Origin of the sequence: Vibrio japonicus (assembly GCF_024582835.1) — a bacterium.
Classification (GTDB): domain Bacteria; phylum Pseudomonadota; class Gammaproteobacteria; order Enterobacterales; family Vibrionaceae; genus Vibrio; species Vibrio japonicus.
In genome coordinates this window covers 365,030-380,243 of record NZ_CP102097.1, presented here as the reverse complement: position 1 = coordinate 380,243, position 15,214 = coordinate 365,030, and the positions used below count along the sequence as shown (strand labels likewise).

The window sequence follows — 15,214 nt, the reverse complement described above, 5'->3', positions numbered from 1 at the left end:
GTCTCTATTGAACATCTAATTGATAAAAAATAAAACCATCAATTTTATGTGGTAACTCACTGAGTTCTATCCAGTGGTATAGGTATGGCGATGTGTTAGAATCGCGGCAAATTCTTGCTAACGTACATTTAATAATGAGACACCTTAAAACAACGATTCATCCCGATATTGATCACCTTGACGATAAGCTTGTGTTTAAGCGCAATGCCGCGCGCGCTATCGTCGTTGATGGTGAGGATATTCTTCTGCTTTATACAGAGCGTTACCACGATTACACCATTCCTGGTGGTGGTTTAGATGAAGGCGAAGATGTAATTGCAGGTATGGTACGCGAGCTGGAAGAAGAAACGGGCGCAAACAATATTCATAGCATCAAGCCATTCGGTATCTTTGAAGAATTTCGCCCTTGGTACAAAGACGACGCAGACGTAATGCACATGATTTCTTACTGCTATACGTGCAAAATCGACAGAGAGCTTGGTCAAACCTCGTACGAAGATTATGAAATCAAAAATGGCATGAAGCCGATGTGGATCAACATTCACGACGCAATTGCCCACAATGAAAAGACGATCGCAGAAAGCCCGAAGAAGGGCATGAGCATCGAGCGTGAAACTTATCTTCTGCAGCTCGTTGCGAAAGAAATGCTTTGATTCCACCTATCGCTCGACAGTTTCATTTGATGGGGCTGAGTTTTCTCAGCGCGACTGCCTCAGTAATTTTGTGGTTCAATTAAGCTTGTAACAGTGATTTGGCTGAGTCAGAAATAAATGCGCCAAGGATTACTCCTTGGCGGTGGCTGATTCGGTGTTCAATTTTTCAATCTCGGCTTTGGTTCGCCATTGACCGTTGTACAGGTATTCCCACTTTGGCGGTGGAGTCTTTTTTGCTCTTAATTCAAATGTATCCTCAACAGGGTATTCGAGACTTCGAGCAGGGATGTGGAGGAGTTTCGATTCAACCCGGCCTTCAAAAAAATCTTTATGATCCTTTAGTTCAATGCATTCGAGGTTATAGTCTTTTGATAGCTTAGTTATCATCGTTTCCAGATCGGTAACAGTCTTAAAGAATAAGTACGTGTATCCTCGATCATGGCAGCGGAAAATGGTTTTTTTCTCTAAATTCCATTCACAGCAGACATCGTATTTGTGAAAAAACTTAATCACTTTGCGTTTTCTGTTGTAGTAGGTAAACAACCAATCTTCTCTCATCCCGACTTTGATCTCCGTCGGTTCATCCGGCTGGCGCTTTAACATACCAAACGAGAGTAAGATAAAGCCGCCCGCCCCAGCCAGCGCCATAGGGCCAGCGACCGCGACCATAAATACACAGACAATAGCCCCAAACCAGCCCATAACTTGTGTAGCAGTGTTGAACCATTTAGGCAAAGTACTACGTTGTTTAGAGATGAATCCTTTTTCGGATAAGGTAAAACTATACCGTTTTAAAAAATTGAGTCTTAGCAAGAAATAGACGATTAATACGCCTAAAGATAGCCCTCCCGCCAGTGTTAATGCCTGAGATACGTTTCCAAAATCAACCAATAAGAAAAAAATGAGTACGCATACTATTGACGGAACCAACGTCATACTTATGTGGATATAACGAGAGGGCTCTTCTACGTTAACAGTCGCCCAACTGATAACATGGTCACCGGATGCAATCTCTTGCTCCTGAGCCTCTTGATAGATAACACACTCTTCTGGTGTGATGTAAAAGGGTAAATATGCCAAAGGTTACTCCTTGGCGGTGGTTGATTCGGCGTTCAATTTTTCAATCTCTGCTTTGGTTCGCCATTGACCGTTGTACAGGTATTCCCACTTGGGCGGCGGTGTCTTTTTTGCTCTTAATTCAAAGGTTTCATCAACAAGGTATTCGAGACCTCGAGTAGGTATGTGGAGGAGTTTAGGTTCGATTTTTCCTTCAAATAATTCCTTATGATTTTCAACTTCGATGCATTCAAGGTGATAGTCGTTGGAGAGTTTTTCTACCATTGCCTCAAGGTCAGAAACTGACTTAAAAAACATAAAGCTATAGCCCCTATTGTGGCTTCTGTGCACAAGAGTTTTTGCCACATCTCGATATCTGCAGTTATCGTATTTATGAAAAAACTTAATCACTTTGCGTTTTTTGTTGTAGTAGGTAAACAACCAATCTTCTCTCATCCCGACTTTGATCTCCGTCGGTTCATCCGGCTGGCGCTTTAACATACCAAACGAGAGTAATATAAAGCCGCCTGCCCCAGCCAGCGCCATAGGGCCTGCGACCGCGACCATAAATACACAGACAATAGCACCAAACCAGCCCATGATCTGTGCGGCAGTGTTGACCCATTTGGGCATATTGCGCCGTTTTTTAACCACAAAGCCTTTTTCAGACAGTATACAATCGTAGCGATTATCTAGGCCAAAGGTAAGATAGGACACACCAGACATGAGAACAGTTACACCCGTCAGCATATAGGTCACGATCATTTGACTACTGTCGTGAAGAAAATAAGTGAGAAAAAATAAAGGGCTAACGGCAGCAACAGCTACTGACAAAAATAAATACCGAAAAGGCTCCTCTATATCGAACTTATTCCAGATGATGGCATCTTTACCAGACGCGATTTCTTGCTCTTGAGCTTCTTGATAAGCGACACACTCTTCTGGTGTGATGTAAAAGGGTAAATATGCCAAAGGTTACTCCTTGGCGGTGTCGGCGTTCAATTCTTCAATCTCGGCTTTGGTCCGCCATTTACTGCGGTAAATGTATTTCCATTTTGGTGGCGGCGTTTTTTTTGCTCTTAATTCAAACGTATCATCAATAGGGTATTCGAGATTTCGCACAGGTATATCGGCCAGTTTGGGCTCAGGTTTTCCTTTAAATATTTCTTTGTGATCTTCAACTTCAATACATTCAAGATGATAGTCGTTGGAGAGTTTTTCTATCATTGCCTCTAGATCAGTCACGGTTTTGAAGAAAATGTAGGAGTCACCTCGACTATGAGACCGAAAAATGGTCGTTTTATATATGTCCCTGTAATAGCAGTTGTCATGTTTGTAAAAAAACTGGATGACTTTGCGCTTTTTGTTGTAGTACGCAAACAACCAATCTTCTCTCATTCCGACTTTGATCTCCGTCGGTTCATCCGGCTTGCGCTTTAACATACCAAACGAGAGTAAGATAAATCCGCCAGCTCCGGCCAGAGCCATGGGGCCTGCGACCGCGACCATAAATACACAGACAATAGCACCAAACCAGCCCATGACCTGTGCGGCAGTGTTGACCCATTTGGGCATATTGCGCCGTTTTTTAACCACAAAGCCCTTTTCTGAGAAGGTGTGTTCATAGCGATAATCGAGGCCAAATACTAAATAACAGTAACCATAGCCCAATATCAAAAATACTATGAAGCTAAAACCAATAATTTCATCTTTGTCAGCAGTAAACCAAAACGAAAGTAATACACCAGCCATTACTACTATAGGTATTAGACTGAATAGGATATTGGAATATCGGTTCGGTTCTTCGATATCGAACTTCTGCCAAGTGATGGTGTCTTCACCAGATGTTACCTCTTGCTCTTGAGCTTCTTGATAAGCGACACACTCTTCTGGTGTGATGTAAAAGGGTAAATATGCCAAAGGTTACTCCTTGGCGGTGGTTGATTCGGCGTTCAATTCTTCAATCTCGGCTTTGGTTCGCCATTGACCGTTGTACAGATATTCCCACTTGGGTGGCGGTGTCTTTTTCGCTCTTAATTCAAATGTATCCTCAACAGGGTATTCAAGACTTCGAGTAGGGATATGGAGAAGTTTAGTTTCTATTTTTCCCTCAAATAGTTCTTTGTGATTGTCTACTTCGATGCATTCAAGGTGATAGTCGTTGGAGAGTTTTTCTACCATTGCCTCAAGGTCAGTTACGGTTTTAAAGAAGAGGTAACTATCGCCTCTACTGTGCGCTCTAAATATGGTGTTTTTTTCTAAATTCCATTTACAGCAGACATCGTATTTGTGGAAAAATTGGATGACTTTGCGTTTTTTGTTGTAGTAGGTAAACAACCAATCTTCTCGCATCCCGACTTTTATCTCCGTTGGCTCATCCGGTTGGCGCTTTAACATTCCAAACGAGAGTAAGATAAAGCCGCCCGCCCCAGCCAAAGCCATGGGGCCTGCGACCGCGACCATAAATACACAGACAATAGCACCAAACCAGCCCATGACTTGTGCGGCAGTGTTGACCCATTTGGGCATATTGCGCCGCTTTTTAACCACAAAGCCTTTTTCAGACAGTATGCAATCGTAGCGATTATCTAGGCCAAAGGTAAGATAGGACACACCAGACATGAGAACAGTTACACCAGTCAGCATGTAGGTCACGATCATTTGACTACTGTCGTGAAGAAAATAAGTGAGAAAAAATAAAGGACTAACGGCAGCAACAGCTACCGATAAAAATAAATACCTAAAAGGCTCCTCTATATCGAACTTATTCCAGATGACGACATCTCTACCAGACGCGATCTCTTGCTCTTGAGCCTCTTGATAAGCGACACACTCTTCTGGGGTGATGTAAAAGGGTAAATATGCCAAAGGTTACTCCTTGGCGGTGTCGGCGTTCAATTCTTCAATCTCGGCTTTGGTCCGCCATTTACTGCGGTAAATGTATTTCCATTTTGGTGGCGGCGTTTTTTTGCTCTTAATTCAAACGTATCATCAATAGGGTATTCGAGATTTCGCACAGGTATATCGGCCAGTTTGGGCTCAGGTTTTCCTTTAAATATTTCTTTGTGATCTTCAACTTCAATACATTCAAGATGATAGTCGTTGGAGAGTTTTTCTATCATTGCCTCTAGATCAGTCACGGTTTTGAAGAAAATGTAGGAGTCACCTCGACTGTGAGACCGAAAAATGGTCGTTTTATATATGTCCCTGTAATAGCATTTGTCATGTTTGTAAAAAAACTGGATGACTTTGCGCTTTTTGTTGTAGTACGCAAACAACCAATCTTCTCTCATTCCGACTTTGATCTCAGTCGGTTCATCCGGCTGGCGCTTTAACATACCAAACGAGAGTAAGATAAATCCGCCAGCTCCAGCCAGAGCCATGGGGCCTGCGACCGCGACCATAAATACACAGACAATTGCACCAAACCAGCCCATGACTTGCGCAGCAGTGTTGAACCATTTGGGCAAAGTACTACGTTGTTTAGAGATGAATCCTTTTTCGGATAAGGTAAAACTATACCGCTTTAAAAAATTGAGTCTTAGCAAGAAATAGACGATTAATACGCCTAAAGATAGCCCTCCCGCCAGTGTTAATGCCTGAGATACGTTTCCAAAATCAACCAATAAGAAAAAAATGAGTACGCATACTATTGACGAACCAACGTCATACTTATGTGGATATAACGAGAGGGCTCTTCTACGTTAACAGTCGCCCAACTGATAACATGGTCACCGGATGCAATCTCTTGCTCCTGAGCCTCTTGATAGATAACACACTCTTCTGGTGTGATGTAAAAGGGTAAATAGGCCAAAGATTACTCCTTTAAACTAAGTCCACAGATTCTTCATGTGTATAGGCATGGTCGTGCCAAAGCATGGAGGTTTTAGGAGGGAGTGGGTTGCTCATAATACCAGTCGATGAATAAATGTTACTCACGACAAGCAAAATACGAACCAATTATCTTTATAATGAAAATCAAATGGTTAGGTTTAATCTAAGTAATCTTTATCCAATAAATTAGTAAATTTTCCAAAAAATGAATTCTTAGAACCATTTTTTGTTTTAGTAACCGTACGTCATGTCAAAGAAATAGCAATAACCCGCTAATTGGATTGAATTTATTACACAGAAACTTAGAGTGACTTCTATACTTATCCAAGTAATTGAATTATTAATATTAATTAATAGCCTATTAGGGAATTTGGGTCTAAATGAGCAAGGGAGTCGCTTATGGGGGCAATGCACAAGGTGGTGCTGGGGTGCGCGTTAGCATTAACAACCAGTTTTTCGTATGCAGAGGTGATAGAAACTTCTGTGCTGGTTGGATTTGGGGAAGCAAAGTACAAGCCGGATTTTACGCATTTTGATTATGTGAATCCAAACGCGCCTAAGTATGGCACCGTGACATATGGTCAAGTCGGAACGTACGACAACTTTAACCGATTTGCTTCACGCGGTGTGGCGGCGGCTCAAAGTGGGGAGTTGTACGATACCTTGATGTATTCTCCGAGCGATGAAATCGATGCGTATTACCCACTCATTGCTGAAAAAGTCCGTTATTCCGATGACTTTACTTGGTTAGAACTCGATATTAATCCTAAGGCACGCTTCCACGATGGTCAGCCCATTACTGCGGATGATGTGGCTTTTACCTTTGATAAGTTTATGGCAGAAGGTGTGCCGCAATATCGTGTTTATTATCAGGATATCAAATCCGTTAAGGCGAAAGACAAGCTCACAGTGCGTATTGAAATGGCAAAGCCAAACCGTGAAAAGCTGTTTAGTTTCGCGCAGAGCGCACGCGTGTTACCAAAACACTTTTGGCAAGATAAAAGCTTATCAGAGCCATTAGCGACGCCGCCCGTTGGCAGCAGCGCATATAAGATCAGCGACTACAAATCAGGCCAGAGCGTGACATATGAACTGGTGGCGGACTACTGGGCCAAAGATCTGCCCGTGAATGTCGGTCGCAACAACTTCGCTCGTATTCAGTATGACTACTACCGAGACGACACCGTCATGCTCGAAGCCTTTAAAGCTGGCGAGTTTGATTTTCGTATGGAAAGTTCCGCGAAGTTTTGGGCTAACTCCTACACGGGTGTGAATTTTGATCAAGGATTTATCATCAAAGAAGAGATCCCTCATCAAAAGCCGGAAAGTATGCAGGCGTTTGTATTCAATATTCAAAGTGACGTGTTTAAAGATCCAAAGGTACGTGAAGCACTTAACTACGCGATGGATTTTGAGTGGATGAACAAGAATATGTTCTACGATCAATACACACGCTCACGAAGCTACTTTCAAAACACAGAGTACGAGGCCAAAGGCTTACCTTCTGAGCAAGAGTTAGCCATTCTAAATCCGTTTAAAGATAAGCTTCCTCCACGCGTGTTTACGCAGGAGTATCAACCGCCTGTCAGTGATGGTTCTGGACGAATCCGCGCTCAAATGCGAACGGCTTTTAAATTGCTTAAAGAAGCGGGTTGGGAGCTCAAAGATAAGGTGATGACCAATGTGGCGACAGGCGAGCCAATGAGCTTCGAATTTTTGATCTATAGCCCGACAACAGAACGCATCGCCATCCCGGTGCAAAAGAACCTGAGTTTAATGGGGATCGAGATGAAGATCCGCACAGTCGATACCACTCAGTATATAAAAAGATTGCGTGACAGAGACTTCGATATGCTTTCTTCACCCTACAGTGAGAACGCTTACCCAAGCCCTAATTTGATGATTGTTTGGAACTCTAATTTTATCGATTCCACGTACAACACCGCAGGGGTTAAAGATCCGGTTGTCGATCACCTCACGTCAGAAATCGCCAAAAATCAGCAAAACCCAGAGGCCTTGCTTTATTTGGGCCGAGCGCTTGACCGCGTACTTCAGTGGAATTTTTACATTATTCCGCAATGGCATCTGAGTAAATATCGCGTGGCGATGTGGGATAAATTTGAGCGCCCAGAGATTATGCCAAAGTACGACCTTGGGCAAGACACTTGGTGGGTATCAGAGAAAAAAGCGGCGAAACTTCCGGAAAAACGTCGCTAACAACCGCAGTGTGAGGACAAGTGTTCTCGGTAAGTAACGGACGACAGCTAGCAAGAGGGATTCATGGCTGCCTATATTTTGCGTCGACTCCTGTTGGTGATCCCCACGTTGTGGGCCATTATCACCATCAACTTTTTCATTATCCAGATTGCACCTGGTGGTCCGGTTGAGCAAGCCATTGCGCAAATGGAAGGGCATACGTCAGGCATTATGGAGCGCTTTGCCGGAGGGGGAAGTGAAGTCGATTTAGGTACAGGGGATGAGACGAACGTATCAGGGTATAAAGGCTCACGTGGGCTTGACCCTGAAGTGGTTGAAGCGATCAAAAAGCAGTTTGGGTTTGATAAACCTTTGCTGGAACGATATTGGGACATGCTTAAAAACTATGCCACCTTCAATTTTGGCGACAGTCTTTTTAAAGGTGGCAATGTTATCGACCTGATTATTGAGCGTTTACCTGTGTCGATTTCATTAGGGTTGTGGAGTACTTTGATCATCTATTTGATCTCTATTCCGCTGGGAATCCTTAAAGCGATTAATCATGGCTCTCGCTTTGATGTGTGGTCGAGTGCGGTTGTCATTGTCGGTTACGCCATTCCGGGATTCTTGTTCGCCATCATCCTTATTATTTTGTTTGCCAGTGGCAACTATTTTAGTTGGTTTCCGTTGCGTGGCCTTGTTTCAGGTAACTTTGAACAGCTGGCCTGGTATGAACAAATTATCGACTATTTCTGGCACTTAACCCTTCCCATTGCGGCTATGGTCATTGGTGGTTTTGCAACGCTAAGTATGCTAACTAAAAACTCCTTTCTTGATGAGATTAATAAGCAATATGTGGTCACAGCCAGAGCAAAAGGGCTGGATGAGCGCAGCATTCTTTATAAGCATGTTTTTAGAAATGCGATGCTGATTATTATTGCGGGATTCCCAGCTGCGTTCATCAGCATCTTTTTCACAGGTTCCATGCTGATTGAAGTGATGTTTTCGTTAGAAGGCATAGGGCTACTAGGGTTTGAATCTACTATCCAACGCGATTATCCGGTGGTGTTTAGCTCTTTGTATATTATGACTTTGCTGGGATTAATTTTAGGCATTATCTCTGACCTGACCTATACATGGGTTGACCCAAGAATCGATTTTGAGGCGCGCTAATGTTGAGGAAAAAGAGAAGTAATCCGTTAAACGAAGCGCGTTGGTTACGGTTCAAAGCAAACAAACGCGGCTATTGGTCACTGTGGATCTTTTTGGTGTTGTTCGTCATCAGCTTATTTGCGGAGTTAATCGCAAACGATAAGCCCTTGCTGGTGGCTTACAACAACCAGTGGTATTACCCCATCGCCCAGCAGTACGCTGAAACGGAATTTGGCGGTGAATTTGAAACCGAAGCCGATTATACAGACCCGTATGTTATTGAGTTAATAGAAATGCAGGGCTATATCATTTGGCCGGTAATCCCGTTTAGCTACGACACCATCAACTTCAACATACAAGGCTCTGTGCCGTCATCCCCTGATAATGTGAACTGGCTGGGTACTGATGATAAAGGGCGCGATGTTCTAGCGCGTATTATCTATGGATTTAGAATCTCTGTGCTGTTTGGGTTTGTATTGACCATTGTTTCGAGTGTGATTGGCGTGGCGGTGGGGGCGACGCAAGGCTATTACGGCGGCTGGCTGGATCTGTTTGGACAGCGATTTATAGAAGTGTGGTCGGGGATGCCAACACTGTTTTTGCTGATTATTCTATCGAGCTTTGTTGAACCCAATTTTTGGTGGTTGCTGGGGATTATGGTGGCGTTCAGTTGGATGAGTTTGGTTGGGATTGTGAGGGCTGAATTTTTACGCTGCCGCAATTTCGACTACGTAAGAGCGGCTTATGCGATGGGGGTCAGTGACGAGCGTATTATGCTCAGACATATGTTACCTAATGCCATGGTGGCGTCATTAACCATGATGCCCTTTATATTATCTGGTTCAGTAACGACGTTAACGTCACTGGATTTTTTAGGGTTTGGTTTACCTGCGGGCTCGCCTTCTTTGGGGGAACTTTTGGCACAAGGTAAAGCCAATCTACAAGCGCCTTGGCTCGGTTTTTCGGCATTCTTTATTTTATCACTAATGCTCACTTTACTCGTATTTGTTGGCGAAGCAGTGCGTGATGCGTTTGATCCTCACCACCAAGGAAGGTAGCGATGAGTAAACCAATTTTAACCATTGAAGGGTTGTCTGTAGGGTTTGGCCGCGGCAGTGAAATTGAGCAAGTGACTCATCAGGTTTCTTTGTCTGTAAAGAAGGGTGAGACTCTGGCTTTGGTGGGGGAAAGTGGCTCTGGCAAATCCGTCACTGCCAATTCAATTCTAAAACTATTGCCGAAAGGTTCTTCTCACTATATGGAAGGGCAAATCGAATTTGACGGCGTTGATATGCTGAAATGCTCCGAGCGACAGCTTCGCGGGATTCGTGGCGGACGTGTCGGTATGATCTTTCAAGAGCCAATGGTCTCTTTGAACCCTCTGCATAAAATCGGAAAACAGCTAGTTGAGACGTTATCTATCCATCGCGGAGTGCGTCAGGGTAAAGCTGAAAAAATCGCTATAGAGTGGTTGGAGAAAGTGGGCATTCATCACCCTGAACTTAAGCTTAATTCTTACCCGCATGAGTTGTCGGGTGGAGAGCGACAGCGGGTGATGATTGCGATGGCACTGATCAATAACCCTGAGCTTCTAATTGCAGACGAACCAACCACGGCGCTTGATGTGTCGGTACAGGCTCAAATTCTCGACTTACTGAAGGATCTACAAAAAGAATTGGGAATGGCGATGTTATTCATTACCCATGACTTAAGCATCGTCAGGCGCATTGCGAACAGAGTTGCGGTCATGCAAGAAGGTAAGCTGGTGGAGGAGGGGGAATGCCACTCAATCTTTAACGCTCCCAAGCACCCTTACACACAGCTATTAATAAACTCTGACCCAAGAGGCAAGCCAGTCCCTTTGCTTGATGGGCAATCTACGATACTCGATGTGAGCCAGTTGCGTGTGTGGTTTCCGATTACAGGGGGCTTGTTCAAGCGTGTGATCTCGCACATCAAAGCGGTGACCGATATGGCGTTTTCATTGCGTAAAGGGCAATCAATAGGTTTGGTGGGGGAAAGTGGCTCTGGCAAATCAACCACCGGCATGGCGATTTTGAAATTGGTAAAGTCTCAGGGTTCCATTGCTTACGATGGGCATGAATTACAGGGGTTGGACAGACGCCAGATGCTTCCTTATCGCAGTAAAATGCAGGTGGTATTTCAAGACCCGTTTTCGGCGCTCAATCCGAGGATGTCGGTCGCACAAGTAATTGGTGAAGGTTTGCATGTCCACCAAAATCTCAGTGATGATGAAATTGATAGAATGATTGTCGAAGTGATGGAAGAGGTGGATCTTGACCCTGAATCTCGACATCGCTACCCCAATGAGTTTTCTGGTGGGCAACGTCAACGCATCGCCATTGCTCGGGCACTCATTCTTAAACCGGAATTTATTTTGCTTGATGAACCCACTTCTTCGCTCGATAGAACGGTTCAAGCGCAGGTGCTCGATTTGCTCAAATCGCTGCAAAGCAAATACGGTTTGAGTTATCTCTTCATCAGCCATGATTTAAATGTCGTGAAATCTTTGTGCCATTACACCATAGTGATGAAGCAAGGGCAGATCGTTGAGCAAGGAAACACAGAGCGACTATTTACTCACCCAACGCACCCTTATACCAAAGAGTTGGTATCGCTATCTTCATTCTAAAAAATCTTATTGCGTAAATTATTTTCGATAGTAGTATGGCTATTTAGATGGCTAAACGTCTATTTAATTATAATAAGGAATGAAGAGTGAAAGGATTAAGAAAAGTCAGTCAGTTTGCATGTGTTGCGTCTTTGGTATTGGGATTGACGGCCTGTGGTCAAGATGAGAGCAGCGAGATTAAGGTCGGTGCTACTGTAGGCCCGCACGCACAAGTTGTTGAAGCGGTAGCGAAAGAAGCTGCCAAGCAAGGGCTTAACGTTAAGGTTGTGGAGTTTTCTGACTACATTACACCGAATGCGGCACTGGAAGATGGCAGTATCGATTTAAACAGCTACCAGCACAAACCGTTTTTGGACAACTACAACAATAGCCAAGAGGCCGAGCTTGTCTCAATTGGCGAATCCATCCTGATGCGCATGGGTGTGTACTCCAATAAGTACCGTTCAATCGACGAGCTACCAGAAAAAGCGCGCATCGCTATTCCGAATGACCCAACCAATGGCGGACGCGGTTTACTACTGTTTGCGGATGCAAAACTGATCACGTTACGAGAGGGTTCTGGTTTTAAAGCAACGCTGAATGACGTCGTCAGCAACCCGAAACAGTTTGAGTTTGTGGAAGTGGATGCCGCGCAGTTGCCACGTACTTTGGACGATGTGGATGCCGCTGCGATTACCATGAATTATGTGATGTCGGCAGGGCTAGACCCGAAAAAGCAAGGCATTTACTTAGAGTCCAAAGATGCCCCGTTAGCGGTTATGGTGATCGCCAGTCGCAAACAAGATAAAGATAACCAAGACTATAAAAAGTTTGTGGAAATCTACCAATCTCAAGCGATTCGCGATTTCATGCAAACGGAATTCAACGGCACTATTGAACCTGCTTTTTAAGCGTGCACTGCTTGCTACGAAAACGGCCCAATCAATGATGGGCCGTTTTGTTTATTGGTTTTTATATTTTCATCTGCCATGCAGATTAGCCCAATGGCCTAAACCGCTGTGTAGTAGCTTGCACTGGCAATAGAGAGGGGCTTAGAGAACCAATAGCCTTGCAGGTAAGACGCGCCCATATCGGTGAACATCTTCTGCATTTTGGCGTCTTCAATACCTTCTATCACAATATCTACGTTGTAGGTGCGGCACAGTTGAGTAATAAAAGAGAGGTACTCAAATGTCGCTGGGTTCGTCATCGAGCGCTGTGCGACTGAGCGGTCGATTTTAATTTGTTGCAGTGGCAAATCAAAAAAGCTGTTCAATGAGGTGTAGCCCGCTCCAAAGTCGTCAAGCGACAGTTGAAACCCATAATCTTTTAAGCGATTAAGCTGCTTCACTGCCTTTTTATTGCCGTCTAAAATTAAGGTTTCAGTCAGCTCGAGCACAATGTTTTTGGTCGGTGTCTGGTATTGGTCGGCCAGCGCTTTGACCGTGTCAGGAAAACTCTGATTGAGAAGCTGAATAACCGAAACATTGATGTTTACACGGACATCGTTTTGATGAGTCTCTTGGTATTGCTGAAGAAACTGACAAGCCTTAGTAAACACGACGTAACCCAAATCGACGATTAGTCCTTTTCTTTCTGCGACAGAGATAAATTCATCTGGGTAAATTTCCCCAAACTCTGGCGATCTCCAGCGAACCAAGGCTTCAAAACTGGCGAGTTTATTCTTCTGTGCACATACGATAGGTTGAAATTTGACCGAGAGAATTTGCTGCATGATGGCGTTGCCAAGCTCTCGCTCTACGTAACAATGGCGATCAACTTTTGTTTTGGTTGAGCCTTCATAAACACTGAGTTTATTGGACTCTTGCTCGCTCGCAAACTGAGAGGTGCGAGATGCAATTTGGATCGCTTCGTCCATCCCTCTTTTGAGAGGGAAATTAGGGTATATCCCCACGCAAATTTCGGTCCCGTATAAGATCTCATTGGTTTCTATCGAATCATTAAATTTTCTGGTGATTTTTCTTCCCAATTGAATAATTTCGTTTTGGGGTAAATCACCATTGATAAGGATAGCAAAATCATCAGATCGGATTTGGTAAACGTCGTATGTCTGTTCCGGCAAACTGCTCAAGGCAACACGTAAATGCTTGAGAAGGTCTCTGAGGATATTTGGGCCATAGAGTGAAAGATAAGAGCGAATATTGGTAATTTGGACATAAAAAAGGCTGAAATATTCGCGCTCACGAGAGTGATTCTCAACGTCCATTTTTAGCTTCTGTTCGTTTCCTAGCCAGAAAAGTTCTTGCTGTGTTGAGGAATACGAAGGATCAATGTCGTTTAATTTAAGGTCAGAGATATCTTTATGGCAGCCAATTAGGATACGTTTACCGTTAATCTCTTTTATTACCGCAGTACCAGTAACCCAAATGTAGTGCCCTTCAGTGGTGCGAACTCGATACTGCGTTTTGTGCTTTCGCTCATTACCAGAGAAATGAAAGTCAATTTTTTGCTGAAGTTTTGGTCTATCAAGGGGGTGAACAAGCTCAAGCCAAGCCTGCAGATTAAAGGTGTCTTGTTCGACTCCGAAACGTTTATAAAAAGCATGAGAGTAGGAGCGTATATAACCCGTTTCGGACATACTAAATACCCCACCGTCAAGGACGTCTAGGATGTGTTTGACATTGCTATCCATTAACTCATCCAACTCGATCTTGGAAAGAGATAAAGGAGTATGTGCAAAGTCGTCCTGAACTAGGGACATTTTATATTCTAATACATCAGCGATCTGCAAATTATTTGCGACGCTATTCATAGAGTGTGACATATAGATAGACGCACCTAAAACAACAAACGGTATACGTTCGTTACGGTTAATTTCTACTCTCATTAAACTAGAGTGATCAGGGACAAACTACGCGTAGGTATGCTGTCACCCATTACTTCTTACGAAGGCATTCATAATTGTTGTATCTGTAATTAACGTAAATTCACTCTTTATTTCAAACATATTTCGACTTTATTGTGAGGTGTGTCGGTAAACAGGGGGTAAAATAGCACAAAACTCGTAGCACGCTAGTATTGCGTTACATTTTAATTGACTTAGTGCCATGGCGCGATATTTACCAGCCAGTGAATTAGGGGGAATGCTGTAACTCGCTAGGGCTTTAATGATGAGGTACGCGTGGTAACATTTGTATCTTTCTGGTGTATTAAAGATTAGACTCTTTAAAAAGTGATTAAGAACCGACGAGTAGTAAATGAGCGAAGAATTCGACCACGGGGAAGAGATAGAAATCGAAGCGATTGGCATCGAAGTGTCATCTCAACCGATTGAACTATATAAAGTATTTAAAATTGCTAACTTAGTTGGCGGAGGCGGTGAAGCGAAACACATCATCTCTGAAGGCTATGTGGCAGTGAATGGTGAGCTTGAGACTCGAAAACGCAGAAAGATGTACGACGGCGATTTTTTTGAGTTTAACCAAGAATATTACGTAGTCGTGTGTGATGCACCTGTGACAGAGCCACAGCCACAAAGCGTTAGCAGTCCGCCACAGGACAAGAAGACTCCTCAAAGTCACGCTAAAAAAAGTAAACCTGCGGCGAGTAGTCAGCGTAAATCGAGTAAGAAACAAGATAAAGCAAAGGTTGAAAGCGAAGCAAAGACCGAAAACAAAGAGAAAAAACAGAACGGACGTTCTTCCATCGACTTTTTCTAGTCAATTCCTGT

14 protein-coding genes are annotated in these 15,214 nt (G+C 43.7%); 7 read left to right on the top strand and 7 right to left on the bottom strand.

The genetic code is table 11. The annotated features are described in order from the left end of the window. Positions 1–134 precede the first annotated feature (134 nt). Positions 135–653 (top strand): NUDIX hydrolase, encoded by a 519-nt coding sequence (locus NP165_RS14935; RefSeq protein WP_257086554.1) that lies wholly within the window; start codon positions 135–137, stop codon positions 651–653. A 129-nt stretch (positions 654–782) separates the two neighbouring features. Here NP165_RS14935 and NP165_RS14930 read toward each other — a convergent pair whose 3' ends face one another. Genes NP165_RS14930 through NP165_RS20105 form a run of 6 tightly spaced genes read right to left on the bottom strand, consistent with a single transcriptional unit; the run spans position 783 to position 5,523 of the window. Continuing rightward, a complete protein-coding gene (locus NP165_RS14930) occupies positions 783–1,733 on the bottom strand; it encodes an immunity protein TsiV2 protein (RefSeq protein WP_257086553.1) in 951 nt (316 codons plus the stop codon). Between the two features lie 3 nt (positions 1,734–1,736). Then, positions 1,737–2,681 carry an immunity protein TsiV2 protein gene (locus NP165_RS14925; RefSeq protein WP_257086552.1) on the bottom strand — a complete coding sequence of 315 codons (945 nt, stop codon included), beginning with the start codon at positions 2,679–2,681 and terminating at the stop codon, positions 1,737–1,739. A gap of 3 nt (positions 2,682–2,684) precedes the next feature. Then, positions 2,685–3,629 carry an immunity protein TsiV2 protein gene (locus tag NP165_RS14920; RefSeq protein WP_257086551.1) on the bottom strand — a complete coding sequence of 315 codons (945 nt, stop codon included), beginning with the start codon at positions 3,627–3,629 and terminating at the stop codon, positions 2,685–2,687. Positions 3,630–3,632: 3 nt separating this feature from the next. Then, on the bottom strand, positions 3,633–4,577 hold the full coding sequence (locus NP165_RS14915; RefSeq protein ID WP_257086550.1) for an immunity protein TsiV2 protein: 945 nt from the start codon (positions 4,575–4,577) through the stop codon (positions 3,633–3,635). 26 nt (positions 4,578–4,603) lie between these two features. Beyond that, positions 4,604–5,335: an immunity protein TsiV2 protein gene (locus NP165_RS14910; protein ID WP_371133751.1), complete on the bottom strand. Its 732-nt coding sequence runs from the start codon at positions 5,333–5,335 to the stop codon at positions 4,604–4,606. Positions 5,336–5,358: 23 nt separating this feature from the next. Further along, on the bottom strand, positions 5,359–5,523 hold the full coding sequence (locus NP165_RS20105) for a hypothetical protein (RefSeq protein ID WP_371133750.1): 165 nt from the start codon (positions 5,521–5,523) through the stop codon (positions 5,359–5,361). Between the two features lie 428 nt (positions 5,524–5,951). On the opposite strand from NP165_RS20105, the gene NP165_RS14905 reads away from it, so the two are divergent. From NP165_RS14905 to NP165_RS14885, 5 genes are all read left to right on the top strand, one after another. Then, positions 5,952–7,760, top strand: coding sequence for an extracellular solute-binding protein (locus NP165_RS14905; RefSeq protein WP_257086834.1), 1,809 nt, complete (start codon positions 5,952–5,954; stop codon positions 7,758–7,760). A 63-nt stretch (positions 7,761–7,823) separates the two neighbouring features. Beyond that, positions 7,824–8,912: a microcin C ABC transporter permease YejB gene (locus NP165_RS14900; RefSeq protein WP_257086549.1), complete on the top strand. Its 1,089-nt coding sequence runs from the start codon at positions 7,824–7,826 to the stop codon at positions 8,910–8,912. After that, positions 8,912–9,949, top strand: coding sequence for an ABC transporter permease (locus tag NP165_RS14895; RefSeq protein WP_257086548.1), 1,038 nt, complete (start codon positions 8,912–8,914; stop codon positions 9,947–9,949). The genes NP165_RS14900 and NP165_RS14895 overlap by 1 nt, the downstream gene beginning before the upstream one ends. Positions 9,950–9,951: 2 nt before the next feature. Next, on the top strand, positions 9,952–11,544 hold the full coding sequence (locus tag NP165_RS14890) for an ABC transporter ATP-binding protein (RefSeq protein ID WP_257086547.1): 1,593 nt from the start codon (positions 9,952–9,954) through the stop codon (positions 11,542–11,544). Positions 11,545–11,630: 86 nt separating this feature from the next. Continuing rightward, the gene (locus NP165_RS14885; protein WP_257086546.1) at positions 11,631–12,434 is read left to right on the top strand and encodes a MetQ/NlpA family ABC transporter substrate-binding protein; all 804 of its coding nucleotides are present in this window, start codon (positions 11,631–11,633) and stop codon (positions 12,432–12,434) included. 98 nt (positions 12,435–12,532) lie between these two features. On the opposite strand, the gene NP165_RS14880 is transcribed toward NP165_RS14885, so the two are convergent. Beyond that, positions 12,533–14,245 (bottom strand): sensor domain-containing phosphodiesterase, encoded by a 1,713-nt coding sequence (locus tag NP165_RS14880; protein WP_257086545.1) that lies wholly within the window; start codon positions 14,243–14,245, stop codon positions 12,533–12,535. Positions 14,246–14,741: 496 nt separating this feature from the next. Between NP165_RS14880 and NP165_RS14875 the strand changes: the two genes are divergently transcribed. Next, entirely contained in the window at positions 14,742–15,203 is a 462-nt protein-coding gene (locus tag NP165_RS14875) for an RNA-binding S4 domain-containing protein (protein ID WP_257086544.1), read from the top strand. The last annotated feature ends 11 nt before the right edge of the window (positions 15,204–15,214 follow it).

Excerpts from the sequence above, each read along its gene's own strand:
- NP165_RS14935 (WP_257086554.1), top strand. The coding sequence starts at position 135 with ATGAGACACCTTAAAACAACGATTCATCCCGATATTGATCACCTTGAC.
- NP165_RS14905 (WP_257086834.1), top strand. The coding sequence starts at position 5,952 with ATGCACAAGGTGGTGCTGGGGTGCGCGTTAGCATTAACAACCAGTTTT.
- NP165_RS14900 (WP_257086549.1), top strand. The coding sequence starts at position 7,824 with ATGGCTGCCTATATTTTGCGTCGACTCCTGTTGGTGATCCCCACGTTG.
- NP165_RS14895 (WP_257086548.1), top strand. The coding sequence starts at position 8,912 with ATGTTGAGGAAAAAGAGAAGTAATCCGTTAAACGAAGCGCGTTGGTTA.
- NP165_RS14890 (WP_257086547.1), top strand. The coding sequence starts at position 9,952 with ATGAGTAAACCAATTTTAACCATTGAAGGGTTGTCTGTAGGGTTTGGC.
- NP165_RS14880 (WP_257086545.1), bottom strand. The coding sequence starts at position 14,245 with ATGTCCCTAGTTCAGGACGACTTTGCACATACTCCTTTATCTCTTTCC.
- NP165_RS14875 (WP_257086544.1), top strand. The coding sequence starts at position 14,742 with ATGAGCGAAGAATTCGACCACGGGGAAGAGATAGAAATCGAAGCGATT.